This window comes from Paenibacillus sp. J31P190 (assembly GCF_059692075.1).
On the sequence record NZ_JCAUAS010000009.1, the window covers coordinates 31525 to 57168 of the forward strand.

A 25644-nucleotide genomic window follows, 5' to 3' on the forward strand; every position below is an offset into this window, starting at 1 on the left:
AGAGTTGTTGGATTGTGGATCTTTGTGTTCTTCTGCTGTAGGCTCCTGTTTCCATGGTGGATCCCCATGCGCGTGCAGCTCTTTGTATATCCAATGAACTCCGAAGGGAATGACGAATGAGAGAATGGTACAAATCAGTATCATCCCTGAAGGAAACCTTCCAATGAGAGAAAACCACATACTTGCATTACTCCTCTGTCGTTTTGATGATATTTCCGATACGCCTTATAATGACCTCTGCCTGCACGTTAATCTCTGATTGTGCGAATATATTTAATCCCTGATCCCAATCATTTGCGATTGGTTTCCATATTCTATAATGATTTTGATATAAAAAAGCACCCAGCCCCAATGCATCCTTTTTATAAGTTTGTTGGAGCTTTTTGATTGCTTTAAGGGTATTGGCTTTGACCATATCTTCCAAGCTTTTCTCTAAATCTTTAATTGCTTCTGAAGTAGAGGGATCATAATCTGAAGTCGATTTATCAAGAACGCCCTCAGTTGCAAGTTTAATATTAAACTTGAACTTTGTTGGATTGAGCTGCTGCATTGTTATTTTACTTTTCGCTCTTTCCGCTCGGAAGGCAAAAGTGTGATCCTTAATCTTAGCTTCGATGATCCCGCCTTTAATTTGATCAGTGACGAAGTTCAACCCTTGCGTTTCATCGCCTTGCAAGAATCCGACCAGTTCCTTCGTATGACCATCGAAGATAGCGGATCCGGTCATTGAAACGCCTTTCTCTTCCAATTTTACAGTTTGAATAGCGAAACTTTCATGTTTGACCAAAAATTCGTGGACATCACCTATTCGTGATTCGGGTAACATGTAATTGGATTTTCGGTCGTTTCTAGCAATAGATGTCATATAATCGATAGGTGTTGGTTCATTGAAAGTAGGGATATCTAATATATCTGAGGCTTTTCCATTAGCAATTAATATTTGAACGCCTCTTCGCATTTCACTATTTCGTAAGAAAAAGTCCAACAAGTCAGCGAAAATTTTATCGTCTTTGGCTACTTCGCTCGAAATGATAATGATTTTTAGATGTTCGAAATAAGGGGAACGACTCGTCCTAATTGCCAATTTCGAGCTAAGGGCAGGCATAGAGTTCTCAGTTGTTGATAAATTAAAGTAGGCTTTATTGGAACTGGCTGATCCGCTTTGTCCTTGACTGCTTTGTTTCAGCCCGCTGGGTACGACAATCTGGTAGGTTCCTATGAATTTGTGTTTCTGAGCATTGCTGTAATCGATAGCAACGCCGACTACAAACCCGCGTTGGTCTATTTCTATACGATCCCAGCAGCCTGTTAAAAGGAAGAGGATGCAGATTAGACTGGTCCAGCAGCTCCTTTTTTTAAGAAGCATCACTATTCACTCCTCGAAGTTTAGCGCCAACATGGATGAGGATAGGAAAGAGAATGGCGACAATTAATCCAATATAACTAATGATACCGCTTATTTCATCGAAATCAGCTATGTTTCGTGGAAACATGCAAAGTATATAAATGAACGGACTTAGTAGGAATACCCACGTTTTTTTCTTTGTTTTAGGGAAAACGGACATAAGCAGATAGATGGAACAGTCATAGGCCATAATCGTCGTTGTGAAAACAGCCATAATCCAAATTGTAAAAAATATAGATTCAAAACGCTCAAAGAATGCGCCTGGAATTTGCATTTCCTTGGCAAGCTCTACGGCAGGATACGAAATTTGTTGAAGGGCGAAATGTGAAAATACACCAACACAAGTAATGTAGATTGCCGTATATAGAACAATAGGAATAGCTACTCCGATCACAACAGCTTTCGGGGCTTTCTCTGGGTGATTCATTAGGGTGATGTAAATTAAGATGACTTCGAAACCAAAGAGCGAGAATGCGCTTGTTTGCACTCCCTTCGCTAAACCTTTCCAATCTGAGATTAAGAAAGGCTTTAAGTCGTCTAAATGAAATATGTTCATGCTAAAAGTGAGTACGACTAGTGAGATGACGATAACAATGGGTAAAAATAAAATATTAAGACGAATAATACCGACACGGCTGCCGGAAACCGCATATACGACAACCAGTAAGAAGGTTAAGGATATAGCTTCAACAGGAGTCCGCTCAAATAAGTATTGTTTGGAAATATTAGCAATAGCCCTAACTTCATAAGCACTATATAGGATAAAGTAACCGATGAGAGAAATGACTGCAATGAGGGCAATAGGCTTCGTAACGGCTGCTGAGGCATAAGCAAAATAACCTTGTTTGCTAAAATGAACCGCAATTTTGGCTAGCATCCAGGCTGAACCAATCGCAAGAAGTCCTGCGAGAAGCATGGACACCCACCCATCAGATGATTGTACCGTTTTCGCTAGTGTCCTCGGCAGAAATAGTATACCAACGCCAATAATCATGGATGAAATCGTGATGACTATATCCAGGAAACCGATCTCACTATCACCATATTCAAAAGATTTCATCCTCTGTTTCTCCTTCCTCTCATTCTCTGATCATTTTTGGTTTGCATCATTTTCGGCCTTTTTTTCACGAATAACAGGGGGGATCTTAAAATGAGATCTTTCCAGTCCCGTAATAAAATTGGCGCAAAAGGGGTGGAATATGGAACGCCAAAGCTCTTCAGATTTACCAGGTGAATATTGATCATGATGTAGGCTAAGATGATTCCGTATAAGCCTAAAAAAGCAGCGGCCAACATAATGCTGAATCGCATGACGCGCAGTGAAATGGCAAACGAATAAGAAGGCAGCGAGAAGGAAGAGATAGCAGTAACGGCAACGACGATAACCATAACGGGACTTACCATGCCGGCAGCCACAGCTGATTCTCCAATAACTAAACCACCTACGATCCCAATGGTTTGGCCAATTGGTTTGGGCAGTCGGAGTCCTGCTTCCCTGAGAAGTTCGAGCGTGAATTCCATGGCGAAAGCTTCAACGACTGCAGGGAATGGCACGCCTTCCCGAGCTCCAGCGATGGAGAATGCCAATTTTGAAGGGATCATCCCATGATGAAATTCGAGCAAAGCGATATAAATAGCTGGCAAAAAGGTAGCGATGAAAGCTGATATTAATCGGAGTACCCGAGTCAACGTAGAGATGAGCCAATGTTGGTAGTAATCTTCGGGTGATTGCAAACTTGAAGCGAATGTAATCGGCAATATGAGGACGAAGGGGTCTCCATCTACAAGAATAGCAACTCGACCTTGGAGAAGTGCTCCAGATACTCGATCAGGCCGTTCCGTATTCATAATAAGAGGAAATGGACTAAGGAAACTATCTGCTATCCATTGCTCCAAGTAGCCGGACCCTTCGATATCATCTATGTCGATGGTCTTTATTCTGCGAGTAACTTCCTTCACAAGGTCGGGATGCACAATATCTGCAATATAAGTGACAATTACCTCACGTCTACTTCTTTGACCGATTTGATACGTGTCAAAAACAAGGTTGGTTTCTTTAATTCTTCTTCTAAGCAAAGCTGTGTTCGTGCGTATGTCTTCTGTAAAGCCTGCTCTGGGTCCCCGAATTATCGATTCTGTTTGTGGTTCTTCAATCGAACGGGTTTTCCAACCGCAGCTGGAAATGATGATGCATTGTGCGAGATTGTTGAATAGAAGAAGCGTATCGCCAGATAGAATGGCCATTAAAGCTTCGTCTAGAAGTTCAACTGTTTCCAACTCATAAGCCGTCAGAATTTGCTGCTTCAATACGTTTATTAAATCCGAAGTTGAGGTAACAGGATGATCAAAGGAATGGAGCATTGGGCTTAATAATTGCTCATTAATCATAGCAATGTCGACCAGACCATCAATGCTGACTAATGCACACGGATATTGGTTTGTACCGATTGTAAAATGTCTTATGAGCAGATCGCTTGGATGGTGCAGGATTGTCTGAATGGTAGTTAAATTTTCTTGCAATGATGCTGATAGCAGTTTATTGGAATCTGGACTTGAAATGTTTGGCTTGTTGGGAACCTGAGGGGTTCGAAGCAGACGCTTTCTGCCAAATAATTGTTTGAACATGATGCAGCCCTCCACTTTCGAATAGCTCATCTGTAATATTTACCACTTCGGGTAGAATTAATCGGCTATGGCAATTTCCTAGGCGGTACTACCCAAACATAGTACTATCCCTTCTTTTAAAAAAGCTTACAATGGAGAGTAATTTGATGGATGAGAGAGAGGAGAACGGTTTGTGAGACGAAGGTGAAACTAATCGGTCTGGCATACGTCTAATAACAAGTGTATTTATTTCAGGAAATTTGATATTCTGGTAGTTGCAAGATTGCCATCGTTTTTTTATTCTAAAAGAGTTGCAACCTTATGAGACGTTGCTGCGTCTGTAAGATTGCAAGAGGGAGGGATCCCAGTGGTAGCACCCGAACTGGTAAGATCTGCACAAGCCGGTGATCGTGATGCTCTCATTACCCTATTGCGAGAAATTGAGTCTCACGTTTATCGAACCGCTTATTATATTTTGAATAATGAACAGGATGCCCTCGATGCTTCACAGGAGGCACTCCTTCGGATTTATACAAAAATTAATTCCTATGAAGAAAAAGCGCTCTTCAAGACGTGGGTACAGCGGATTGTAACGAACATCTGCATCGATAAATTTCGCAAGGCGAAACCAACGGTTTCGATTGATGAGCATGATATGACCTTTACAGCAGAACATAATGTTGAACAGGAAATGTTAGTTGGCTATTTAGCCAAAGATATTAGAGAAGCAATCGAAAAGCTTCCCGAACACCATCGATCTGTTGTTGTTCTCCGTTATTTGCAGGACTTTTCGTATCATGAAATTGCAGAATCTCTCAACTTACCGTTAAACACGGTGAAGTCTTACTTATTTCGAGCTAGACAGCAATTACAGTCGCTGCTCCAAGAATATCAGAAAGGAGGTGTTCGGGGATGAATTGTCAAGAGGTGATGGAATTTATGCAAAGACAGCTGGATGGGGATTTAGATGCAAGAGAGGAAGATGAGCTTCATGCTCACCTGATGTATTGCTTGGACTGTGCACAGATGTTTGAACGTTTACAAAGATTGTCCGATGAACTGACCCAGTTACCAAAGGTCATTCCTCCATACAGTTTGGTCGATGCTATCATGCCGCAGCTAGCTGATATTGATAGACATGCCGCGGGGTCCATTACCGACAAGGTGGCTGCTTTCGGTACCCATGCTAGCCAGACAGCTTCTGTGCAGCCTCCCAAACTCCCTTGGACACGCCGTTTAGGATCACAGTTCTCCTGGAAATTCGCAGGTGGTGTCGTTGCCGCAGGTCTCATCCTTGGTTTCTTTGCATTCAACCTAAAGCATCCTATGCTGGATAATGCAGATGGTTTGCTGCAGCCAAAGTCTGTATCTGAGAACCAGAATGCCGGACAGATGCCAAGCGCGGCGGCCTCTGATCCAAGCGCCGCACAAGATGCTGTCAAGAAAAAGGCGGCAGACAGTGCAGACGCAAAGCAGGCGGCACCTAATGCCCCGGCCGCTGAGTCATTTGGGCAAGAGAAAGCTAAGCCAGAAGCAACAGTTGGAAATGGGCTAGCGGGGCCGCAAGCTACAACAGATGCGAAGCTGGAGGACCCGCAAACGCTGAGTTCATCTGGGGCCGCGAAAGGTACGAATGGTGTGCGCCAGGCACCTTCTACCTCTGAGCCTGAACGGCTGAAAGACCAAGCTTCCGCTGGAACGAATGAGAAGAAGGGATCGGACCCTGTGTCGACGAATCCGCCAGCAGGCAGTGAAACTTCAAATAAAGTGCCGGAAGACCAGAAGGTAATGAAAACTACGGAACCAACACCTACGCCTGCTGCTAAGAAGGGTGGAGAAACGAGTGATGTTGGAGGCGTATTTTCTTTGACAGCACCTAGTGCGAATTCGTTGAAATCAACAACAGGCGTTCTTGAGGCTGTTGTTGAAGAGCAGCATGTCGTGATCCGAAACAGCTCTACCAAAGAAGTAATTTTTGCGTCCAAGCAAGTTTGGAAGTCTGGTGATCTTATCACGTTAGTGGAATGGTCGAAGGACGACAAATTATTTTATCAAGTTCAAAGCGAAGGCTCGCTTCACACTTTTCTCATTGATGTAAATGCGAAAGAGGAAGCAGCTAAGTAAATTTGTGATACGAATGCACCAATTTGACGGTTCTAGCGTATGTTGTATAAGGAAGCGGCAATGCTTTGGTGGTTTGTCCACACGGTATAAGGTTTCTAGAGCCTTTAACCGGTGTTTAAATAGACAAACAAAGGGATTACCTCAAGGTCTTCGGGCTTTGACGTAATCCCTTTGTTGTTGGTAAAATGGTTGCAAGGAGTGAACATTAGCTATGGACGCAAAGAGAGCATTGAAAGATATACAAGCAGGGCGCCCTGCACCGGTTTATTTGTGCTACGGTCCTGAGAAATATAAGATGAGGGAATTTATTCAGGTATTAACGGATTTGCTCATTGAGCCCGAGCACAAAGAGTTTGCAGTGAGTAAATTTGATTTAAGTGAGATTAGTCTCTCTGCGGTGCTGGAGGACGCGGAGACCCTTCCCTTTATGGTTCCGAAGAAGCTGGTTATCGCGAAGAATGCGTTGTTTTTCACTGGGGCGAAGGAAAGTTCGAAGATTGAACATCACTTGGATCGTTTGACCGATTATTTGAAATCTCCAGCGGAACATACCGTCGTGGTGTTTACGGTAGATGCAGATAAACTGGACGAGCGTAAGAAGATTGTGAAAGCACTCAAGGACCTTGAAGCCGCGGTTCCCTTCCTATCATTGAGCCCGGAAGAATTGCAGCAATGGGTGGCCAAACAAGCTGCGCAGCTGGGTTTTACGTTCACGGGGGTAGCCGCTGACCAACTGATCTTATACACCGGCGGGAATTTGCAATCTTTATCTGCAGAAATTGAGAAGATTTCTTTATATGTAGGAGTCGGTGCGGAAGCATCGGTTGATGTTATCGATCAATTGGTGGCCCGCAGTACAGAACAGAACGTCTTCATTCTTATAGAGGATATTGTAAATGTAAGGCTGGAACGCGCCTTCGTTATTCTTGAGGAGCTGTTGAAGCAGCGTGAGGAGCCGATCAAGATCGCGGCGCTCATTGCCAGACAGTTCCGCATCATGCTGCAGGTGAAAGAGCTAAGTAAACAAGGCTACTCCCAGCAGCAAATGGCTTCACAGATCGGTTTGCATCCCTTTGCCGTGAAGGTGGCTGAAGGGCAGGCGCGCAAATACGATATTGAGAAGCTGAGCAGGATCATGTCGCAGCTTGCGGATCTCGATTTCCAAATGAAAACGGGGAAAATCGATAAAGTGTTAGGTTTAGAGTTGTTTCTTCTTAGGCTTGCTGCCTAGGAGGACAACCTTTGGAAAAGTAAAAAGTCCAGCTCTCTGTGAAGAGAACTGGACTTTTGCTTTATGTCCGTGTATTACGCTTGGGCCGTAAGAGCGTTCAGCTTTTTAGCCAGACGGGACTTCTTGCGGTTAGCGGCATTTTTATGGATTAAGCCTTTAGAAGCTGCTTTATCTAATTTCTTAGAAGCGTTAATTAGAGCTTCTGGGCTTACAGCTGTTTCGAAAGCTTTCACAGCAGTACGCAGAGCGGACTTTTGGGAAGCGTTACGAAGACGGCGCTTTTCGCTAACTTTTACTCGTTTAATAGCGGATTTAATGTTTGGCATGAAATTCACCTCCTACTTACAAAACACGGTTCAACGTTACATTTGTTTGTTTGCTGACAACTTTAAGTATTCTACCATGCAACTATTGAAAATGCAAGACCTGTCAATAGGTTTTCAGTGGTCTTAGTTTTTGTATAAGTGGTTGTAAATCGTAGCACAATAAGGGATGCAATGCACCCAAGGATAACGGCTAAGCTGTCCTCCAAGGACAGGCGCGTTTACCCAGAAATATGCAAAGCTTATAATGTGAAACATATAAATTCTTATATTTTGAGAAAGGGGAACTTCAATGGACTTAGGCTCTTTTACAACACATACGGATCTTGCGTTAGATGCAAGGGATATGGCTCATGCAGCCAATCAGGGGCAACCGATACCTGGTATTGAACAGGAGTCGACACGAGAAAACGGGATACGAGTTACCAAGATCAACGTTCTGAACGAAGAGGGTTCCAAAGCGCTTGGTAAGCTTCTCGGACATTATATAACGATAGAAGTGCCAGCTCTGCGGGAGAAAGACAGCCAATTACAGGACCGCGTCGCCACGAAATTGGCTCAAGAGTTTGAACAGTTTTTGCGTGAAATCGGCATCCCTAAGAATGCGAAGGCTCTTGTTATCGGTCTGGGCAACTCGAATGTGACACCCGATGCTCTTGGCCCCCTGGTTGTGGATAACGTGATGGTCACACGTCATTACTTTGAACTAGTTCCCGAGGACGTTAGTCCAGGGTATCGGGCAGTTAGCGCCGTAGCGCCAGGGGTGCTCGGAACCACGGGAATTGAAAGCAGTGACATCGTTCAGGGGATTGTCGATAAGTCCAAACCTGATTTCATTATTGCTATTGATGCGCTGGCTTCCAGATCCCTTGATCGGGTCAATACGACCATTCAAATCGCGGATACGGGCATTCATCCTGGTTCAGGCATTGGAAATAAACGCAAAGGGTTGACCAAAGAAAACCTTGGCATTCCCGTTGTTGCCATTGGAGTCCCGACCGTTGTATATGCGTCTACCATCGTCAATAATGCCTTCGACCTGATGCAAAAACATTTTAGCGAGCAGACGCGAAATACAGGGCAAATCCTAGGCTTGCTGGACGGTATGCAGGAGGAAGAGCGTCTAATGCTTGTGAAAGAGGTGCTAAACCCCGTAGGACACGATCTGCTTGTCACGCCGAAGGAGATCGACCAGTTTATTGAAGACATCGCCAATATTATTGCTAGCGGCTTAAATGCTGCCTTACACGATGCCGTAAGTGTCGATAATGTGGCGGCCTATACGCACTAAATGATTTTAAGAACTGGGTCCGCTAGATGGGTGGATACAGTTCTTTCTTTTTGTCCATTTTTACGTAATTTGGAAGGAATAAGGAGGGGAGCGTCGAAATAAGGGACGATCAACTTAAATGAGGACGTGGTTCTGTTGAGCAGCGCACATAAAGCGAAGCTATTCATAGGGTCATCTGCTGAAAGTGTTGAAGTCGCAGAGGCTTTGCAGTCTAATCTCCATTTTTCATTTGATGTAACGGTTTGGAGTCAATTGCTTTTCCCACCTTCACATACAACCTTGGCTCCACTTATTAAGCAGGCGAAGTCTAGTGATTTTGCTATCTTTGTCTTCCAACCGAATGATTTGACACTTTTGAGAGATTCATTGGTTAGCACGGTACGTGACAATGTTATTTTGGAATTGGGGTTATTTATTGGACAAATAGGTCTAGAGCGAACATATTTTCTAATTCCGGAAAAAGAAAAATTACATATAGCCTCCGATTTAATCGGCCTAACACCACTTACTTACGATGCGAATCATTCCTCTGGGCTAATGGCTGGCCTAGGACCGGCAACTTTCGTCGTGAAGCAAATGCTCAAAGAGTTAGGGCTGAGGGAGAAATGAAACCGAAGATATTTATAGGCTGCTCCCCTTCAAGTTCGCTGTGGGCTGAATTCTATCAAGCGCAGTTGTCGTCTTCATCCGAGGTTACGGTTATTAATCAGGGTGTGCTTACAGCGTCCAATCATAAATTGAAAATGCTAAAAAAGCATATCGAAGAGACGGACTTTGCCCTTCTTATTCTCACACATGCGGATTGTCATGATCCCTTGGTTTACGGGAATATACTCGTATTGATAGGGCTTTGTATCGGAGAATTGGGGCACAGCCGGACGTTCATTGTGATGTCCAAAAATTGTGAACTGCCTGAATATCTGGAGGGTTATAACCCTCTGCGAATCGATGATCAGCAGGCCGTTTCGGGAATTGCGGAGCTAGCAGGTCCTCATCTCTACCCGATTAAACATAGTATCGGTGTTCATAAGAATCGGTTCAAGCTATCCGATATGAAGAAGAACGATGCTATACGCAGTTTTTTGTTTGATGCCTTGGATTCGCTTAGTGTGTCCAGTGTGGATTATGACCGCGTTTTGGATAAATTCCATAAGACATTTGATACCAATTGTGGTATAATTGAGCTTCAAGAAGTGACAGCGGCAACGCTCTTTGAGCTTCTCGAAGATGGTGTCACCTTGCAGCAGTTTGGCCGTGCCGGTCAGGTTAGCAACAACCACAGTTTCAACGTCAATGACCCAACTAGCTATTTAGCCGAATGTTACCGGGGCAAAGATACGAACATCTACCTGGGGCAAGCCAAGGATAAAGAAGATGGCGAGTTTGAATACATTTATTGCATTAAGCTGCATCCAACCATTGTTTCATCCATACATTTCAAAACAAGGACGGATATTCCCGCGCGCAATCATCATCAAGTCATGATGGAGTTATCGGAAAGAAATGCGAAGCTCGTGTCTTCACTCAAATCCATTGTGAAAGGAAGGATTATTTATGCTGAAGCACATGAAGAAAGTTCGTAACCGACCAACCACAGACCACAAACATAAACCGAGCGACAAGTCGCTGCTCAAATTATATAACGGACCTACTGTTCTGAACAAAACGAGCGGGGTAACGATTGTGGCCAAAGGGTCATTTGATTTCGAATCCCTCGCGTAGCAGTAATAGGATAAACTTAAGAACCCCGTATGGGGTTCTTTTTTTGCGTTCAGGCGCAAGAGGTTGATCCAAGGGGAACTACGGTACGCTATTTATCAAATAACTGCACTTTTAGGTAAGTAGAGGAACCTAGAAGCGTTATTTTGCCATTTTGGCTGATTAACTGCGGTCGAAGGAGAAATAAGAGATTGTCGTTCCGCCTAGACATGAAAAAGACCAATTTTGCCCCAAATAAGGTATCTACGTTCCCTTTCATGAGACGATAGTTGATTTTGAAGAAAACAAGCTGTAACCGTAGTTCCCGTGCATGTATCAACAGAAGAACCTGAGCAGCGTCTCAGGTTTATTTGCGCTTCTTTTTCTCTCTATCAGAAAAATTCTAGTGTTTCGGGTTCTATCGACGGAGCTCGTTTCATAGATTGAAGTAAGATAGATTAGGAGGAATCAAACTATGAAATGGACATCAGCTACATTGAATCTCAGCCATGTTCGGAAAACGTTTCAGAGCGCAAGTTCCGTCGGGAAAACTTTTTTTATACTCAGCTTCGGCACATTAGCTCTTTTTGTTCTTATTGGCCTAGGCGGCTTCTTACAGAATAGAGTTATGACTACTTCGCCAGTATCATCTATGAAGAGTTTAGCTGCATCCGTCACGAATCAATTTTTTATCGATATGCTGGGCATGGAAGTGCCTCATCTACATAAAGATCAGAAGAAATTTACATTTTCCCAGCATAATGTGTTTCATTTCGCTTTTCAGTTCATGACGGACATTAATCCAAGCGATCCCAAAAGCCTCGTGGCTAGTGAAGTTCCTGGTATGGATGCGAATAAAACGACGGTCTTGGTAAAAGGGACAGAAACGAATCCCAGTGATCCTATTGATTACAGTCCAAACTCCCAAGATCTAGAGGCAGAGGCGAGGAATCCTCAGCTTTCTCCATCACCAGAACCCTCACCTGTGGGTGGTACCGCTCCGATCACAAACCCAACGGGACAACCGCCAAGAACCGCGGGGGATAATATAGCTTTCATTTATCAAACGCATAGCAATGAGTCATTTTTGCCGGAGTTAAGAGGTGTTACGGATCCTGATAAGGCTTATAGCGATAAGGTGAATATCATTTCCGTAGGTCAAAGATTAGCTCAAAATTTGGAAAAGGACGGCATCGGTGCCGTACATTCCAAAACGGTCTATCCAAGTACAGTCAAAAATTTCGAATATCCGTATTCCTACAAATATTCCTTGAAAACGTTGCAAGAAGCTGCTGTTTCACATCCGGATTTGCAATATTACTTCGATATTCATCGGGATTCCGCTGCTCGCAATAAAACGACCGCAACCTTCGACGGTAAAGATTATGCCCAGGTGTATTTCATCATCGGCGGTAAAAATCCGAATTGGAAAAAGAATGAGGAATTCGCAAGCAAAATTCATCAAGCATTAGAAGCCAAACATCCCGGTATTTCCAAAGGAATTCATGCCAAAGAAGCCAGTGAAGGCAACGGATTATATAATCAGAACTTTTCGCCAAATAATATATTAATTGAGGTCGGCGGTCCGTACAATTCACTCGAAGAGTGCTATAGAACCACAGATTGGTTGGCAGAAGCTATTTCAGAGGTGATTTTGAACGCGAAGAAAGTGGATGCGCCGGTTGTTACCCCCAAGCAGTCATAGAAGCTAGTTTGCCAACGAAAACTTTAAGCATATGCTTTCGAAGCAAGTTTTGCTAAGGCAAAACTTTAAGGAGGATCTCAAAATGAGGCTGAGGCATTTTTATATGAAAGTAGGCTTGTTTGGACTCTTGCTGTTGTTCTGTATTTTATTCGGAGTCAGCTTGGCGTCGAGCGGGATGGAACGCATACAAGGACCTCAGCCATCCTCCAAAGCTGCACAGGAGCCAGCTGTCAAAACGCCACCTGGGAAAGCGTCCACAGTTAAGGCGTCACCAACTGGGGCGGCCAAAGAAGATGCAGCTGCGAAAACTAAGGCTGCCGTGAAGCCAGAGGCTGAAAAGAAGTCTGAACCGGTTGCTGATCACGATAATTCATTGAACCACGTTGGGAATAAATTAGGGGACTTTCTGCAGATTGCTTCGCATCATGGAATTAAATTATTCGTGTCTTTATTTGATGCCATCTTAGGGAAAGGTTAAGGGGTACATTGCTGCAACTTCCCACAACTGCTATAATGAAAATTATTTGCATGTAGTGGGGGTTAGTCTTTAGCATGACGGACATTCGAGAAAGACAACAAAGAATTCGCAACTTTTCAATTATCGCTCATATCGATCATGGCAAGTCAACACTTGCCGACCGCATATTGGAATATACGGGCGCGTTATCATCGCGTGAGATGCAGGAGCAAGTGCTGGACCAGATGGATTTGGAGCGGGAACGCGGAATTACGATTAAACTTCAGGCGGTTAGATTAGCTTATCGTGCTGACAATGGCATCGATTATATTCTTAATTTAATTGATACACCGGGACATGTAGACTTTACATACGAAGTATCCCGAAGCCTTGCAGCTTGTGAAGGCGCTCTGCTTGTTGTAGACGCTGCACAAGGAATCGAAGCGCAAACGCTTGCCAACGTTTACCTGGCATTGGAGAATAATTTAGAAATTTTACCTGTTATCAATAAAATCGATCTACCTAGTGCTGATCCTGACAAAGTGAAGCAGGAAATCGAGGACGTTATCGGACTCGATGCTAGCGAGGCTGTTCATGCTTCCGCGAAAGCCGGTATTGGGATTAAAGAGATCATCGAGCAAATTTGTGAGAAAGTGCCGGCTCCGCAAGGAAATCCGGACAATCCGCTAAAAGCATTGATCTTCGATTCCCACTACGATAGCTACAAAGGCGTTATCGTTTATGTGCGTGTCGTAGATGGTTCGATCAAAGCGGGCTCCAAAATTAAAATGATGGCGACGAACAAGGTGTTTGAAGTCATTGAAGTCGGGGCTTTCAAACCGAGAATGTCATCCGTTCCATCCCTTGAGGTCGGAGATGTTGGATTCGTTGTTGCCGGCATCAAAAATGTAGGGGATACACGAGTCGGGGACACGGTTACCGAAGCGGATCGCCCAGCGCCTGAAGCGCTGCCAGGCTATCGCCGGATCAACCCGATGGTGTTCTGCGGACTGTATCCGATCGAAACAACGGATTACAACGATCTGCGTGAAGCTTTGCAGAAGCTGGAGCTGAATGATGCTTCTCTGCGTTTTGAACCGGAAACATCTACAGCGTTAGGTTTTGGCTTCCGCTGCGGTTTCTTGGGTCTGCTGCATATGGAAATTATTCAGGAGCGTATTGAGCGTGAGTTCAATATTCCGTTAATTACGACGGCGCCAAGCGTTATATATCGCATCACATTAACGAATGGCGATGTGATGGAAATCGATAACCCATCGAACTATCCAGATCCACAGCGAATTGACTTCGTTGAAGAGCCTTATGTCAAAGCATCGGTTATTGTTCCGAATGATTACGTAGGAACAATTATGGAGCTTTGCCAAGGCAAACGCGGTGAATATTTGAACATGGAATACCTGGATACCAACCGTGTGACATTAACGTACGAAATTCCATTATCAGAGATCGTTTATGATTTCTTCGATATGTTGAAGTCAAGAACAAAGGGCTACGCTTCATTTGACTATGAAATATCCGGCTACAAGAAATCGAATCTCGTGAAAATGGACATTCTTTTGAATGCCGAGCAAGTGGATGCTCTCTCCTTCATTGTTCACCGTGATACCGCGTATCATCGCGGCAAAATCATATGTGATAAACTAAAGGAACTGATTCCGCGGCAAATGTTCGAAGTGCCGATTCAAGCGGCGATTGGACAGAAGATCGTTGCGCGTGAGACGGTTAAAGCGATGCGTAAAAACGTACTCGCCAAATGTTACGGCGGTGACATTTCAAGGAAACGTAAGCTCCTTGATAAGCAAAAAGAAGGTAAGAAACGCATGAAGCAAGTCGGCAGCGTAGAAGTGCCGCAAGAAGCGTTCATGGCTGTTCTTAAAATTGACGAATAGTTTGAAATGAATGAGAAGCTGGGGTGGCAGAGTAACTCTGCTCCTTGGCTTTTTCTTAGTTGATACAAAGTATAGTTTTACACTTTGCTTTGCATCAACCTTGACAAACCGCCCGTCCCTGATGACGGCGGAATTGTTTACCCTAGATAGATAGAAAGGAAATACCCCTATGTTAGTAACCTATACGGCCCCAACCGCTGTGTATATTCATATCCCATTTTGCACAAACAAATGCCATTATTGCGATTTCAACTCTTATGTCCTCAAAGGCCAGCCCGTTATGGAGTACCTAGACGCGCTTGAGCGCGAGATGGAACTTACGGTTAAGAATAATCCACCGATCAAGGTGGAAACGATTTTCGTGGGTGGGGGAACACCAACTGTACTGCTTCCTGATCAAATGGAGCGGTTTCTGCGCATGGTTCGTATGTATTTCCCAGCAGATAGCACACAAGTTGAGTTTTCGATGGAAGCAAACCCAGGAACGACGGACGAAGATAAACTGGCCGTTATGAAAGAAGGCGGCGTCAATCGGATTAGTTTCGGTGTGCAATCCTTCAATAATGATTTACTTGCCGCAATTGGGCGCATTCATAATACAGATGACGTGCATCGAAGCATCGCGAATGCCAAAAAGCTTGGTTTCAATAACCTTTCCATTGACTTAATGTTCGGGCTTCCCAAACAAACCGTGGACATCGTGCAGGCTACCTTGGATGAGGCTTTATCTCTAGATCTGCAGCATTACTCCATCTATAGCCTAAAAGTAGAAGAGAACACGTTGTTTCACACATTGTTCAATAAGAATCAACTGCCTCTCCCAAGTGAAGATGAAGAAGTCGATATGTACGAACTCATCATGAAGAGGTTAGAGACAGCGGGTTATAAGCAATATGAAATCAGCAACTTCGCTAAACCGGGTCGAGAGAGCAGACATAACTCGATGTATTGGCGCAATCGTTCTTACTATGGACTCGGAGCAGGGGCACATGGATATATGAATGGCCAGCGTCATGTGAACGTGAAGGGAATTCAACCTTATATCGATGCTGCAAAGGTAGGCTTACCGATCATGGAACAATTTGAGGTAACGCGGCAGGAAGCTATGGAAGACTTCATGATGGTTGGTTTGCGATTGCTCGAAGGTGTACGGAACGCGGATTTTATCGAACAATTCGAAACTACCATCGAATCACAATTCGGGGAAACCTTGAATGGATGGCTGCGAAAACAACTGCTTGAACAAACACCGGATGGGTATCGATTGTCCAAACATGGCATCCTGCTTGGCAACGAAGTCTTTGCTTCGTTCCTTGCCTAGGCGAGAAACATAGAGAGACCTGTTTTAATGCAAAAAACTCTTGTGCAAATATACGGTTTATTGTATATTTATACATGAATCCACAAGCGAATCAGCGGCAAAGCCGTAGTGGCGCTAGCGTGGGTTTTATGCATTTTGTTGCGATTGGTGGGATGACAGTGAATCTATCAACTACAGTGTCCGTTAGAAAAGCTTCGATAAGTGATATTGAGAAGCTGCATGATATTATACAAGGCTATGCCAAGCAGGGGATTATGCTGCCGCGGAGCAAAGAGATGCTGGAGGAGCAGATCGACACTTTCGTTGTCGCCGAATCGGATGGCTTGCTGATTGGCTGCGGCTCCCTTACACGACTTGGGCCTGATCTTGTTGAGATTCGCTCACTTGGGATGACACAAGGCTACAAGGGGCAAGGGATCGGCGGAAAACTTGTGAACTTCTTAGTTGAAGAAGCAAGGAGCCAAGGCATTATTAAAGTGATGGCGCTCACGTATGAAGTCGCTTTTTTTCAGAAAAATGGCTTTACCCTCGTGCCAAAAGAGATTTTCCCGGAGAAGGTTTGGAAAGATTGTATGCATTGCAAAAAACAGTATTGCTGCGACGAAATCGCCGTACTTAAACGTTTGGATTGACTTGACAACAGACCTTAGGGTCTGTTATTTTTGTATTAGGATTTAGCACTCACTAAATACGAGTGCTAACGAAAGTGGCAAATAGTGATTTGTGAAGAGGAGGGGTACCTTATGTTGACGGAGCGTCAGCGCATGATTTTAAGTGCTATCATTGATGATTATGTTCGTTCAGCAGAGCCAATTGGTTCGCGAAGTATTTCGAAGCGGGGCAATGTCGGATTCAGTCCGGCGACGATCCGTAACGAGATGTCTGATCTCGAAGAAATGGGTTATTTGGAGCAGCCCCATACGTCCGCAGGTCGTATACCCTCGCACAAAGGTTATCGCTATTATGTCGATCATTTGCTTCAACATGGTACCTTGCATAATAACGATTTGGACTCCATGAAGGGTGCTTTTGCCGAACGCATTCAAGAGATGGAAGGTGTGATCCAGCATGTTGCGGGAATGCTCTCCAGTCTTACGAATTATACATCGATCGTGCTTGGCCCTGAGGTATTCAGTACTACGCTGAAACACCTACAGATTGTCCCGCTAACAGAGACGACAGCCGTTGCCATTATTGTTATGAATACGGGCCATGTGGAGAATAAAACAGTTTCCATTCCTGAAGGCATACGGATGTCTGAGATCGAGAAAGTCGTTAATATTCTGAATGCAAAGCTTAAAAATGTACCGTTGATAGAGTTTAAATCCAGGCTTTACAATGAAATTTCGAGCGAGTTAAGCAAATATGTGAACGGGTATCAAGAGCTTCTTTCGGTTGTGGAAAGCGTGCTTCAAAGTAACGAGAAAGATCGCGTCTTCCTAAGCGGTATGACGAATATGCTGACCCAACCCGAGTTCAAGGATGTTGACAAGGTCAAGAGCATCTTTGATCTATTGGAAGAAGCACCAACCCTCATCAAATTGTTTACATCGTCAAATGAAGGCATTGAGATTAAAATTGGTGCTGAAAATAGTATTGAAGCTATCAATAATTGCAGCTTAATAACAGCCTCGTATTCGATCGGTGATAAACCTCTTGGAACAATAGGGATATTAGGTCCTACCCGAATGGAATATGGCAGGGTCATTAGCTTAATGGAGCATTTGTCGAAGCATCTAGAAGTCGTTCTTGGGCGTTGGTACGGCAAATGAGCGGAATGAAAACAGTTCATAGCGAGGGTGAGGAACGTTACTCTACGCTGGTCAACAATGCTGCTGCCGTAAGAGCGATTTGTTCTGCGGTCGAGGGGACACTTGGACCCAAAGGTCTCGATACCATGCTAGTTGGCGGGCAGGGTGAAGTCATTATTACCAATGATGGTGTAACTATTTTGGAAAAAATGGACGTCACCCATCCTGCGGCTAGGTTGATGATTCAGGTCGCACGCAGCCAGCAGCGCCAAATCGGCGACGGTACAACGACGGCAACGGTACTTGCCGGAGCGTTGGTGCAAGAAGGTGTCGCTCAGGTAACGCGCGGCGTACCGGTCGCTAAGGTCGTCAGCGGCATGCTGCAAGGCATCGAGCTGGCGGTAAAAAGCTTACAAAGCCGAAGCCGCGCAATTGTCGGTCTTGGTGATAGCGCGCTGAAACGCATTGCTATCACGGCCGGTAGGGAGCAGGCGGACATCGCAAAGCTCATCGTTCAAGCCGCCGAAGCGGTCGGTGAGGCGAAGCTTCGCGAAGACGGCTACCGCTTCGCAGACAGTGTGCTCGCGCATGAAGAGGCGAGCAGCGAGGTATGGACCGGCATTCTGCTGAATCAGAAGCCGATGAACCTGCATCTCGAGCATGAGCTGCGCGATGCTCGAATTCTCGTGCTGCATGATGCTCTGGAGCCTGAGGCGGTCAGCGAGGAAGCGCTGGTCACCGAGGCAGGCTTCCAGCGCTACATGCAGCTGCGGGAGCAGTTCCGCAGCAGCCTAGGCTCGCTGCTGGAGCTTGGCGTCGGTCTGATCGCATCAGACCGCGGGGTTGACCCCGAGGCGGAGCAGTTCTGCTCCGACCATGGCATTATCGTGCTGCAGCGGCTGTCCCGCAGGGACATGCAGCTGCTGAGCGAGCACACTGGCGCTAGGCCGGTGCGGCGCACAGCGCTGCGCAAGAGCGCGCCCGAGCTCGGCGCCGCCCTCGGGCACGCGGGCTATGCCGCGTACGACGAGCGGCTGGAGCGCGTGCGCGTAGCGCGCGGTCACGGCGAGCAGCACGTGACCGTGATCGTCGGCGCCGCGACACGCGAAGCGGCGCATGAGCGCTCGCGCATCGCGAAGGATGCTGCGTCAGCCGTTCAAGCCGCCGTGCGCGGCGGGTACTTACCCGGAGGCGGCGCGGCGGAGATGGCGGTCGCCCATGATCTAGAGCGTGTCCGCGAGACGATGAAGGGCATGGAAGGCTTCGGTGTTGCCGCTGTCGCAGGGGCACTTCGCAAGCCGGTGGCCCAGATTGTCGTCAATGCGGGATATAATCCGCTCGAGAAGGTTGAAGAGCTGAAGGCCGCGCAGATAGCGTTGGAAACCGACAGTCTCGGTATAGATTGCGATACCGGACAAGTAACTGACTTCTTAGAAGCCGGCATTGTGGATCCAGCGGATGTGAAAATTCACGCTCTGCAAGCGGCTGGAGAAGTTGCTGCCGCTGTGCTGCGTATTCATACGGTTATTAAGATGAAGCAGCCTTTTGAAGAGGCCTAAAGATGGGCAAACTGACGTCAGAGAGATTATGATGTATTATGTTTAGGAGGTGAAGGACAATTGAGTACTGGAGATAACAAAACAGCCGAGCAAGACGTGAACACTACATACGCAGCCGAAGGCGAGCAAGCCGCTGAACAACAAGAAGCGGTAAGCCAAGATTCGCAAGCGGAGGTTTCTGAGGAAACCAAAGAAGTTAGCGAGTTGGAAACGGCGCGTGTGCAAGCAGAAGAAAACTATCAGCGTTTATTACGCGTTCAAGCGGACTTCGACAACTTCCGCCGCCGCGCTAGAGCGGAGAAGGAAGATTTCGCGAAATACGCTTCGCTAAAATTGATTGAGCAGCTTTTACCGATTGTAGATAACTTCGATCGCGCGCTGTCTTCAAGCAAAGAGACGAAGGATTTCGATGCTTTGGTGAAAGGCTTGGATATGACGTACCGCGGCATCGATCAACTGCTAACAGCAGAAGGGCTTAAACCGATCGATTCCGTAGGTCAACCGTTCAATCCGGAATTCCACCAAGCGGTTATGCAGGTTGAATCCGAAGAACACGAAGAAGGTATCGTAGTAGAAGAACTGCAAAAAGGCTATATTCTAAAAGATAAAGTCATCCGACCTGCCATGGTCAAAGTTAGCGTGTAAGAGATCTTATTTTTCTCAACATTCAAATAAACGAAATGTTCCATAGGAGCAAAAGGAGGCAGCTTTATATGAGTAAAGTAATTGGTATTGACTTAGGTACAACAAATTCTTGCGTTGCCGTAATGGAAGGCGGAGAAGCCGTCGTAATTCCTAACCCGGAGGGTAACCGTACAACCCCTTCCGTTGTTGGTTTTAAGAAAGATGGCGAGCGCGTTGTTGGTGAAACAGCAAAACGTCAAGCAATCACAAACCCAGACAAAACAATTAGCTCCATCAAGCGTCACATTGGTACTAACCATAAAGAACACATCGATGGCAAAGACTACACGCCACAAGAAATCTCAGCCATTATTCTGCAAAAGCTGAAAGCTGATGCTGAAGCTTACCTTGGTCAAACGGTAACTCAAGCTGTTATTACGGTTCCTGCTTATTTCAATGACAGCCAACGTCAAGCTACGAAAGATGCTGGTAAAATTGCTGGTCTTGAAGTTCTTCGTATCGTCAATGAACCAACTGCAGCAGCACTAGCTTACGGATTGGAAAAAACAGAAGATCAAACGATTCTCGTTTATGACCTTGGTGGCGGTACGTTTGACGTATCCATCCTTGAATTAGGCGATGGTTTCTTCGAAGTTAAAGCAACAAGCGGAGACAACAAGCTTGGCGGCGATGACTTCGACCAAGTTATCATCGATTATCTCGTAGCTGAATTCAAAAAAGAACAAGGCATTGACCTTTCCAAAGATAAAGCAGCGGTACAACGTTTGAAAGATGCAGCTGAAAAAGCGAAAAAAGAGCTTTCCGGCGTTCTGACAACAACGGTTTCCCTGCCGTTCATTACAGTAGCTGACGGCGTTCCTCAGCATTTGGAGTTGAACCTAACTCGTGCGAAGTTCGAAGAGCTTTCCGCACATCTTGTTGAAAGAACACTTGGACCAACTCGTCAAGCATTACAGGATTCCGGTTTGTCCACTAGCCAAATCGACAAAGTTGTTCTTGTCGGTGGATCCACGCGTATTCCAGCGGTTGTTGATGCGATCAAAAAATTAACTGGTAAAGAGCCTCATAAAGGTGTTAACCCAGATGAAGTTGTTGCACTTGGCGCAGCTGTTCAAGCGGGCGTATTGACTGGTGAAGTGAAAGACGTTGTTCTTCTTGACGTAACTCCTCTTTCCTTGGGTATCGAAACAGCGGGTGGCGTATTCACGAAAATGATCGACCGCAATACAACGATTCCTACAACGAAATCACAAGTGTACTCCACTTATGCAGATAACCAAACTAGCGTTGAGATTCACGTTCTTCAAGGTGAGCGTTCGATGGCTAGCGGGAACAAAACACTAGGACGTTTCATGCTTGGTGATATTCCTCCAGCTCCGCGCGGCGTTCCACAAATCGAAGTTAGCTTTGATATCGATGCCAACGGTATCGTTAACGTGTCTGCACTTGACAAAGGGACTGGCAAAAGCCAAAAAATCACGATCACTTCTTCCAGCGGCTTAAGCGATGCAGAAGTTGAACAAATGGTGAAGGATGCGGAAGCTCATGCTGAGGAAGACCGTATCCGTAAAGAGCTTGTAGAAGCTCGCAACGAAGCGGATCAACTCGTATATTCCGTTGACAAAACGATCAAAGATCTTGGTGACAAAGTAGACCAAGGCGAGATCGATAAAGCGAATGCAGCGAAAGAGAAAGTAACAGCTGCTCTGGCTGGCAACGAACTCGAAGCGATCAAAAAAGCAACAGAAGAGTTGACTGAAGTTATTCAACAACTTTCCGTGAAATTGTATGAGCAAGCTTCTGCTGCACAAGGTGCTGAAGGCGCAGCTGGCGCTGGCGAAGCCCCTAAAGGCAGAGAAAATGTTGTCGACGCTGACTACGAGGTTGTTGACGAACCTAAAAAATAATCATATCCTATTGAGATGAAGTTTAAAAAGTTGACTTTGAAAGCCATTTTTTAAACACTTATTTGAATGAAAACGTATGAGTCAAAGCCACCCGGAGGTACTCCGTGGCTTTGACTTTCCGTTTGTAGTCTTGAACATGGGAGTGGAACAATGAGTAAACGTGATTATTATGAGGTGCTTGGGCTAGGCAAAGATGCATCGCAAGATGAAATTAAGAAGGCTTACCGTAAAATGGCTCGTCAGTATCACCCTGACGTGAACAAAGCCGCAGATGCGGAAGATAAATTCAAAGAAGCGAAAGACGCTTATGATGTTTTGAGCGATGATCAGAAAAAAGCCCAATATGATCGCTTTGGTCATGTAGATCCTAACCAAGGTATGGGCGGCCAAGACTTCAGCGGCGGCTTTGGGGATATTTTTGATATGTTCTTTGGCGGTGGCGGCGGTGGAAATCGTCGTAACCCGAATGCTCCGCAGCGCGGGAACGATTTGCAATACACAATGACGATTGAGTTCAAAGAAGCGATTTTCGGGAAAGAAACCGATATCCATATTCCTCGAACTGAAAATTGTGATACGTGTAACGGATCCGGAGCTAAGCCAGGTACGAAGCCGGAAACTTGCGGCGGTTGTCAAGGCAGCGGGCAGCAGGAAGTCGTACAGAATACAGCGTTTGGCCGTATTGTTAACCGTCGTGTATGTACGGTTTGTAATGGTCAAGGGAAAATCATCAAAGAAAAATGCGGAACGTGTCATGGCGCTGGCAAGGTGAAAAAACAGCGTACCATCCACATCAAGATTCCTGCTGGTGTTGATGATGGCGCACAATTGCGTGTATCCGGCGAAGGTGAAGGCGGAACTCGCGGAGGCCCTGCGGGCGACCTTTACGTCGTTATTCGTGTGAAAACACACGAATTCTTTGAACGTGAAGGCAATGACGTTTACTGTGAAGTTCCATTAACCTTCATGCAGGCAGCGTTAGGTGATGAGATCGAGATTCCGACGCTTACTGAGAAGGTTAAGCTCAAAATTCCTGCAGGTACGCAGACCGATACGTATTTCCGCTTAAAAGGTAAAGGAGTTCCTCACCTTCGCGGATTCGGTCAAGGGGATCAGCATGTGAAAGTGATCGTGATGACGCCAACAAACCTGAGCGAAGAACAAAAAGATTTGCTCCGTCAATTCGGTAAACAAAGCGGCGAGAATACGCACGAACAGAATCAGTCCATTTTCGAGCGTATGAAAAGAGCCTTCTTAGGCGATTAAAGAGAGTTATAAATGGAATAATAACACTTCGTTTTTAGATATAGACTAAAGTTTGATTTTTAGTCTAGCTCTATGAAACGGAGTGTTTTTTTGTTTCGCTAGAAGAATCTTTACAAAAAATTCATATTAGTTTTACACAAAACGTTAATTTATCCAATAGTCCCTTTACAAAAGACTTGTAAACTTTTAATGAATAGAGTTATTTTGATAGATTTTAATAGGGAGAGGTAGATTACATTGAAAAATCAATTAAAAACCCGCAAAATGTTAATGCCAGTTTTAGGACTTGCTCTTTTGGCTCCTAGTGTACTTCCGAATATGGCTTACGCAGCTAATGATGTCAAAGTGAAATCAGTTGATTTCGTTGGAATGGCTGCACCTACTACTCCGCAAGATATGGCGAAAATGTATTCTGGTGCTTCTGTTCACGTTACATATACCGATGGTTCGGTAAAATCCTTCCCTTTAACGTATAAAACACTGTTTAAAACAGATGAATCCATTAATGGCACAATTGCTGGCGTATCTCAAGATAAGAATGGTAAACCGATTATGGACACGAGTGTGCCTAACAGCCCAACTCCGTTTGTCTCCGATGCACCGGATTCCAACTCTTTATTTAAAGTAGATGGCGCTAAGGCGACGGCGAAAGGCGGCAATCCACTCTCTTTAATTACTCACTATGAATATATAACCTTAAATAATGCGGGAAAATCAGCTTATGGTATGGTTCCTGCTTCGATGTCACTAACTACGCTAGATCAAAATAAAATAACGGGTGAACTCGCGGCTACAGATTTGAAAAAAGTGGATTTTAGTGGCGTAGACGGATTATGGATTCCTTGTAACGGTTCCTTAACACCGTGGAATACACACTTAAGTAGTGAAGAATATGAAGCTGATGCACGTGCTTTTGAAGCGGATCCTACACAAACTTACGTAAATTCATTTGCTAGAGCGTTCTCTCAAGATGATAAAAAAGTAGGAAATCCCTATGCGAATGGTTATATTCCTGAAGTAACTGTTCTGGCTGATAATACAACTACGGTAGTAAAGCATTATAGTATGGGGCGTTTCTCGCACGAGCTCGGCCGTGTTGCACCTGACATGAAAACTGTCTTCTTCGGGGATGATGGTGGAAATACAATGTTGTTCCTTTATGTTGCAGATAAAGCTAAAGATCTTTCAGCTGGAACACTGTATGCGGCTAAATGGATCCAAACGAGTGATGAGAATGGTGGATCTGCTAATCTTCAATGGATTCCGCTCGGTCATGCAACAGATGCTGAAGTTAAAAGTTATGTAGATAAAGGTTTGAAATTTAGCGATATTTTCGAAACGGCTGACAAAGATACAGCAGGATTTACAAAAATCAAATCGTATCCAAGCGGTAAAGTGGAGTGGCTGAAAGTGAAGCCAGGTATGGAGAAGGCAGCTGCTTTCCTTGAGTCTCGCCGTTATGGAGCAGTTGTTGGAGCAACAGCTGAATTCAACAAAATGGAAGGCGTTGCAGTAAACGCCAAGGATAATAAGGTTTATGTAGCGATGTCCTATGTAGAGAAATCCATGGAAAAAGATACGAAAGCTGCTGATCCTACAGACGATATCCAAGTCAAAAAGATCAAAGCAGGCGTAACTTATGAGCTTGATATGAAAGGTGGACAAATCGATCGCAGCAAGCAGCCAATAAACAGTGAATACGTTCCTTCTATGATGAAGGGTCTAATTGTTGGTCAAGACTTGGCCAAAGCCGATAGCAAAGGCAATACGGCAGCTGAGGATCTTGTTGCAAACCCAGACAACCTGTCCTACTCCGAAGAGCTAAGAACTTTGTTTATTGGCGAAGACAGCGGCATGCACTCGAATAACTTCACTTGGGCTTATAACGTAGATACGAAAAAGCTATCTCGTATTCTTTCCATCCCAGCTGGTGGAGAAGCTACAGGGCTGCAAGTAGTAGATAACTTGAATGGCTTCAGCTACGTTATGAGCAATATGCAGCATCCCGGAGATGAAATGATTTTGCCGGAACCGCTGAAAGGTCAAGTTGATGCAGTTATTAATAAAACTTATGACAATAAGCGTGCTGGCAGCGTAGGCTACATTAGTGGAATCCCGACTTCAGGTCAAATGCTGGAGTGGATGTCTACGGATAAATCTCTATCTGCTCTCCGTGATATGGCTGAGGCTAAGGGCGCTACGGTAAAATGGAATGAGACGGATCGAAGCGTAACAGTTACCAAAGGCAGTCATTCTCTGATTGTGAAAATTAATGATACTTCAGCTATAGTAGATGGTCAATCCGTTGAATTGCCTTACGCATCTCGTATTGAGAACGAAAAAACGATGATGTCTACATCTGTTCTCAACAGTTTCCTGAGTCGTTAATTTTAACAAATTTGGAAGAGATCATTGCGGTGTACTTCGCACCCATGGTCTCTTCATTT

Annotated in this window: 22 protein-coding genes; 18 read left to right on the plus strand and 4 right to left on the minus strand. The window is 45.0% G+C overall.

Going from position 1 to position 25644, the window contains the following annotated elements; genetic code table 11:
* Window positions 1–187 precede the first annotated feature (187 nt).
* The 3 genes from AC58U0_RS17250 to AC58U0_RS17260 are packed head-to-tail and all read right to left on the minus strand — an operon-like array spanning window position 188 to window position 4030.
* Window positions 188–1366, minus strand: coding sequence for a Ger(x)C family spore germination protein (locus tag AC58U0_RS17250; protein WP_497380228.1), 1179 nt, complete (start codon window positions 1364–1366; stop codon window positions 188–190).
* A complete protein-coding gene (locus tag AC58U0_RS17255) occupies window positions 1356–2465 on the minus strand; it encodes a GerAB/ArcD/ProY family transporter (protein ID WP_497380229.1) in 1110 nt (369 codons plus the stop codon). The genes AC58U0_RS17250 and AC58U0_RS17255 overlap by 11 nt, the downstream gene beginning before the upstream one ends.
* Window positions 2462–4030 (minus strand): spore germination protein, encoded by a 1569-nt coding sequence (locus AC58U0_RS17260; protein ID WP_497380230.1) that lies wholly within the window; start codon window positions 4028–4030, stop codon window positions 2462–2464. The genes AC58U0_RS17255 and AC58U0_RS17260 overlap by 4 nt, the downstream gene beginning before the upstream one ends.
* Window positions 4031–4376: 346 nt before the next feature.
* Here AC58U0_RS17260 and AC58U0_RS17265 point away from each other — a divergent pair, with 346 nt between their 5' ends.
* The 3 genes from AC58U0_RS17265 (at window position 4377) to holA (ending at window position 7364) form a co-directional block, all read left to right on the plus strand.
* The gene (locus tag AC58U0_RS17265; RefSeq protein WP_029193553.1) at window positions 4377–4925 is read left to right on the plus strand and encodes an RNA polymerase sigma factor; all 549 of its coding nucleotides are present in this window, start codon (window positions 4377–4379) and stop codon (window positions 4923–4925) included.
* A complete protein-coding gene (locus tag AC58U0_RS17270) occupies window positions 4922–6133 on the plus strand; it encodes an anti-sigma factor (RefSeq protein WP_497380231.1) in 1212 nt (403 codons plus the stop codon). Before AC58U0_RS17265 ends, AC58U0_RS17270 begins: the two co-directional genes overlap by 4 nt.
* Window positions 6134–6344: 211 nt before the next feature.
* Entirely contained in the window at window positions 6345–7364 is a 1020-nt protein-coding gene (gene holA, locus AC58U0_RS17275; protein ID WP_497380232.1) for a DNA polymerase III subunit delta, read from the plus strand.
* Window positions 7365–7438: 74 nt separating this feature from the next.
* Here holA and rpsT read toward each other — a convergent pair whose 3' ends face one another.
* Window positions 7439–7690, minus strand: a complete 252-nt coding sequence (gene rpsT / locus AC58U0_RS17280) for a 30S ribosomal protein S20 (protein WP_028557986.1) — start codon at window positions 7688–7690, stop codon at window positions 7439–7441.
* Window positions 7691–7979: 289 nt separating this feature from the next.
* On the opposite strand from rpsT, the gene gpr reads away from it, so the two are divergent.
* The 15 genes from gpr (at window position 7980) to AC58U0_RS17355 (ending at window position 25585) form a co-directional block, all read left to right on the plus strand.
* Entirely contained in the window at window positions 7980–8978 is a 999-nt protein-coding gene (gpr, locus tag AC58U0_RS17285) for a GPR endopeptidase (protein ID WP_497380233.1), read from the plus strand.
* 135 nt (window positions 8979–9113) lie between these two features.
* Entirely contained in the window at window positions 9114–9587 is a 474-nt protein-coding gene (locus AC58U0_RS17290; RefSeq protein WP_052228179.1) for a nucleotide-binding protein, read from the plus strand.
* Window positions 9584–10561 carry a TIR domain-containing protein gene (locus AC58U0_RS17295; RefSeq protein WP_497380234.1) on the plus strand — a complete coding sequence of 326 codons (978 nt, stop codon included), beginning with the start codon at window positions 9584–9586 and terminating at the stop codon, window positions 10559–10561. Before AC58U0_RS17290 ends, AC58U0_RS17295 begins: the two co-directional genes overlap by 4 nt.
* Window positions 10533–10700, plus strand: a complete 168-nt coding sequence (locus AC58U0_RS17300; RefSeq protein WP_156389954.1) for a hypothetical protein — start codon at window positions 10533–10535, stop codon at window positions 10698–10700. The genes AC58U0_RS17295 and AC58U0_RS17300 overlap by 29 nt, the downstream gene beginning before the upstream one ends.
* A gap of 451 nt (window positions 10701–11151) precedes the next feature.
* Window positions 11152–12381: a stage II sporulation protein P gene (gene spoIIP / locus AC58U0_RS17305; RefSeq protein WP_497380235.1), complete on the plus strand. Its 1230-nt coding sequence runs from the start codon at window positions 11152–11154 to the stop codon at window positions 12379–12381.
* Window positions 12382–12463: 82 nt separating this feature from the next.
* Window positions 12464–12859, plus strand: coding sequence for a DUF3679 domain-containing protein (locus AC58U0_RS17310; protein ID WP_497380236.1), 396 nt, complete (start codon window positions 12464–12466; stop codon window positions 12857–12859).
* A 74-nt stretch (window positions 12860–12933) separates the two neighbouring features.
* The gene (gene lepA / locus AC58U0_RS17315; RefSeq protein ID WP_057303137.1) at window positions 12934–14748 is read left to right on the plus strand and encodes a translation elongation factor 4; all 1815 of its coding nucleotides are present in this window, start codon (window positions 12934–12936) and stop codon (window positions 14746–14748) included.
* A gap of 169 nt (window positions 14749–14917) precedes the next feature.
* Complete coding sequence (gene hemW, locus AC58U0_RS17320; RefSeq protein ID WP_497380237.1) at window positions 14918–16069, plus strand: radical SAM family heme chaperone HemW; 1152 nt, start codon at window positions 14918–14920, stop codon at window positions 16067–16069.
* Between the two features lie 158 nt (window positions 16070–16227).
* Window positions 16228–16701: an N-acetyltransferase gene (locus AC58U0_RS17325; RefSeq protein WP_235551025.1), complete on the plus strand. Its 474-nt coding sequence runs from the start codon at window positions 16228–16230 to the stop codon at window positions 16699–16701.
* A gap of 111 nt (window positions 16702–16812) precedes the next feature.
* Window positions 16813–17841, plus strand: a complete 1029-nt coding sequence (hrcA, locus tag AC58U0_RS17330) for a heat-inducible transcriptional repressor HrcA (protein WP_497380238.1) — start codon at window positions 16813–16815, stop codon at window positions 17839–17841.
* Window positions 17838–19379: a TCP-1/cpn60 chaperonin family protein gene (locus tag AC58U0_RS17335; protein ID WP_057303134.1), complete on the plus strand. Its 1542-nt coding sequence runs from the start codon at window positions 17838–17840 to the stop codon at window positions 19377–19379. The genes hrcA and AC58U0_RS17335 overlap by 4 nt, the downstream gene beginning before the upstream one ends.
* 60 nt (window positions 19380–19439) lie before the next feature.
* Window positions 19440–20024 (plus strand): nucleotide exchange factor GrpE, encoded by a 585-nt coding sequence (grpE, locus tag AC58U0_RS17340; RefSeq protein WP_497380239.1) that lies wholly within the window; start codon window positions 19440–19442, stop codon window positions 20022–20024.
* Window positions 20025–20092: 68 nt separating this feature from the next.
* Complete coding sequence (gene dnaK / locus AC58U0_RS17345; RefSeq protein WP_261305687.1) at window positions 20093–21931, plus strand: molecular chaperone DnaK; 1839 nt, start codon at window positions 20093–20095, stop codon at window positions 21929–21931.
* Window positions 21932–22081: 150 nt separating this feature from the next.
* Window positions 22082–23197 carry a molecular chaperone DnaJ gene (gene dnaJ, locus AC58U0_RS17350; RefSeq protein ID WP_261305688.1) on the plus strand — a complete coding sequence of 372 codons (1116 nt, stop codon included), beginning with the start codon at window positions 22082–22084 and terminating at the stop codon, window positions 23195–23197.
* A 237-nt stretch (window positions 23198–23434) separates the two neighbouring features.
* Window positions 23435–25585 (plus strand): alkaline phosphatase PhoX, encoded by a 2151-nt coding sequence (locus tag AC58U0_RS17355; protein ID WP_497380240.1) that lies wholly within the window; start codon window positions 23435–23437, stop codon window positions 25583–25585.
* The last annotated feature ends 59 nt before the right edge of the window (window positions 25586–25644 follow it).

Excerpts from the sequence above, each read along its gene's own strand:
- AC58U0_RS17250 (WP_497380228.1), bottom strand. The coding sequence starts at position 1,366 with ATGCTTCTTAAAAAAAGGAGCTGCTGGACCAGTCTAATCTGCATCCTC.
- AC58U0_RS17255 (WP_497380229.1), bottom strand. The coding sequence starts at position 2,465 with ATGAAATCTTTTGAATATGGTGATAGTGAGATCGGTTTCCTGGATATA.
- AC58U0_RS17260 (WP_497380230.1), bottom strand. The coding sequence starts at position 4,030 with ATGTTCAAACAATTATTTGGCAGAAAGCGTCTGCTTCGAACCCCTCAG.
- AC58U0_RS17270 (WP_497380231.1), top strand. The coding sequence starts at position 4,922 with ATGAATTGTCAAGAGGTGATGGAATTTATGCAAAGACAGCTGGATGGG.
- holA (WP_497380232.1), top strand. The coding sequence starts at position 6,345 with ATGGACGCAAAGAGAGCATTGAAAGATATACAAGCAGGGCGCCCTGCA.
- rpsT (WP_028557986.1), bottom strand. The coding sequence starts at position 7,690 with ATGCCAAACATTAAATCCGCTATTAAACGAGTAAAAGTTAGCGAAAAG.
- gpr (WP_497380233.1), top strand. The coding sequence starts at position 7,980 with ATGGACTTAGGCTCTTTTACAACACATACGGATCTTGCGTTAGATGCA.
- AC58U0_RS17295 (WP_497380234.1), top strand. The coding sequence starts at position 9,584 with ATGAAACCGAAGATATTTATAGGCTGCTCCCCTTCAAGTTCGCTGTGG.
- AC58U0_RS17300 (WP_156389954.1), top strand. The coding sequence starts at position 10,533 with ATGCTGAAGCACATGAAGAAAGTTCGTAACCGACCAACCACAGACCAC.
- spoIIP (WP_497380235.1), top strand. The coding sequence starts at position 11,152 with ATGAAATGGACATCAGCTACATTGAATCTCAGCCATGTTCGGAAAACG.
- AC58U0_RS17310 (WP_497380236.1), top strand. The coding sequence starts at position 12,464 with ATGAGGCTGAGGCATTTTTATATGAAAGTAGGCTTGTTTGGACTCTTG.
- lepA (WP_057303137.1), top strand. The coding sequence starts at position 12,934 with ATGACGGACATTCGAGAAAGACAACAAAGAATTCGCAACTTTTCAATT.
- hemW (WP_497380237.1), top strand. The coding sequence starts at position 14,918 with ATGTTAGTAACCTATACGGCCCCAACCGCTGTGTATATTCATATCCCA.
- hrcA (WP_497380238.1), top strand. The coding sequence starts at position 16,813 with ATGTTGACGGAGCGTCAGCGCATGATTTTAAGTGCTATCATTGATGAT.
- AC58U0_RS17335 (WP_057303134.1), top strand. The coding sequence starts at position 17,838 with ATGAGCGGAATGAAAACAGTTCATAGCGAGGGTGAGGAACGTTACTCT.
- dnaK (WP_261305687.1), top strand. The coding sequence starts at position 20,093 with ATGAGTAAAGTAATTGGTATTGACTTAGGTACAACAAATTCTTGCGTT.
- dnaJ (WP_261305688.1), top strand. The coding sequence starts at position 22,082 with ATGAGTAAACGTGATTATTATGAGGTGCTTGGGCTAGGCAAAGATGCA.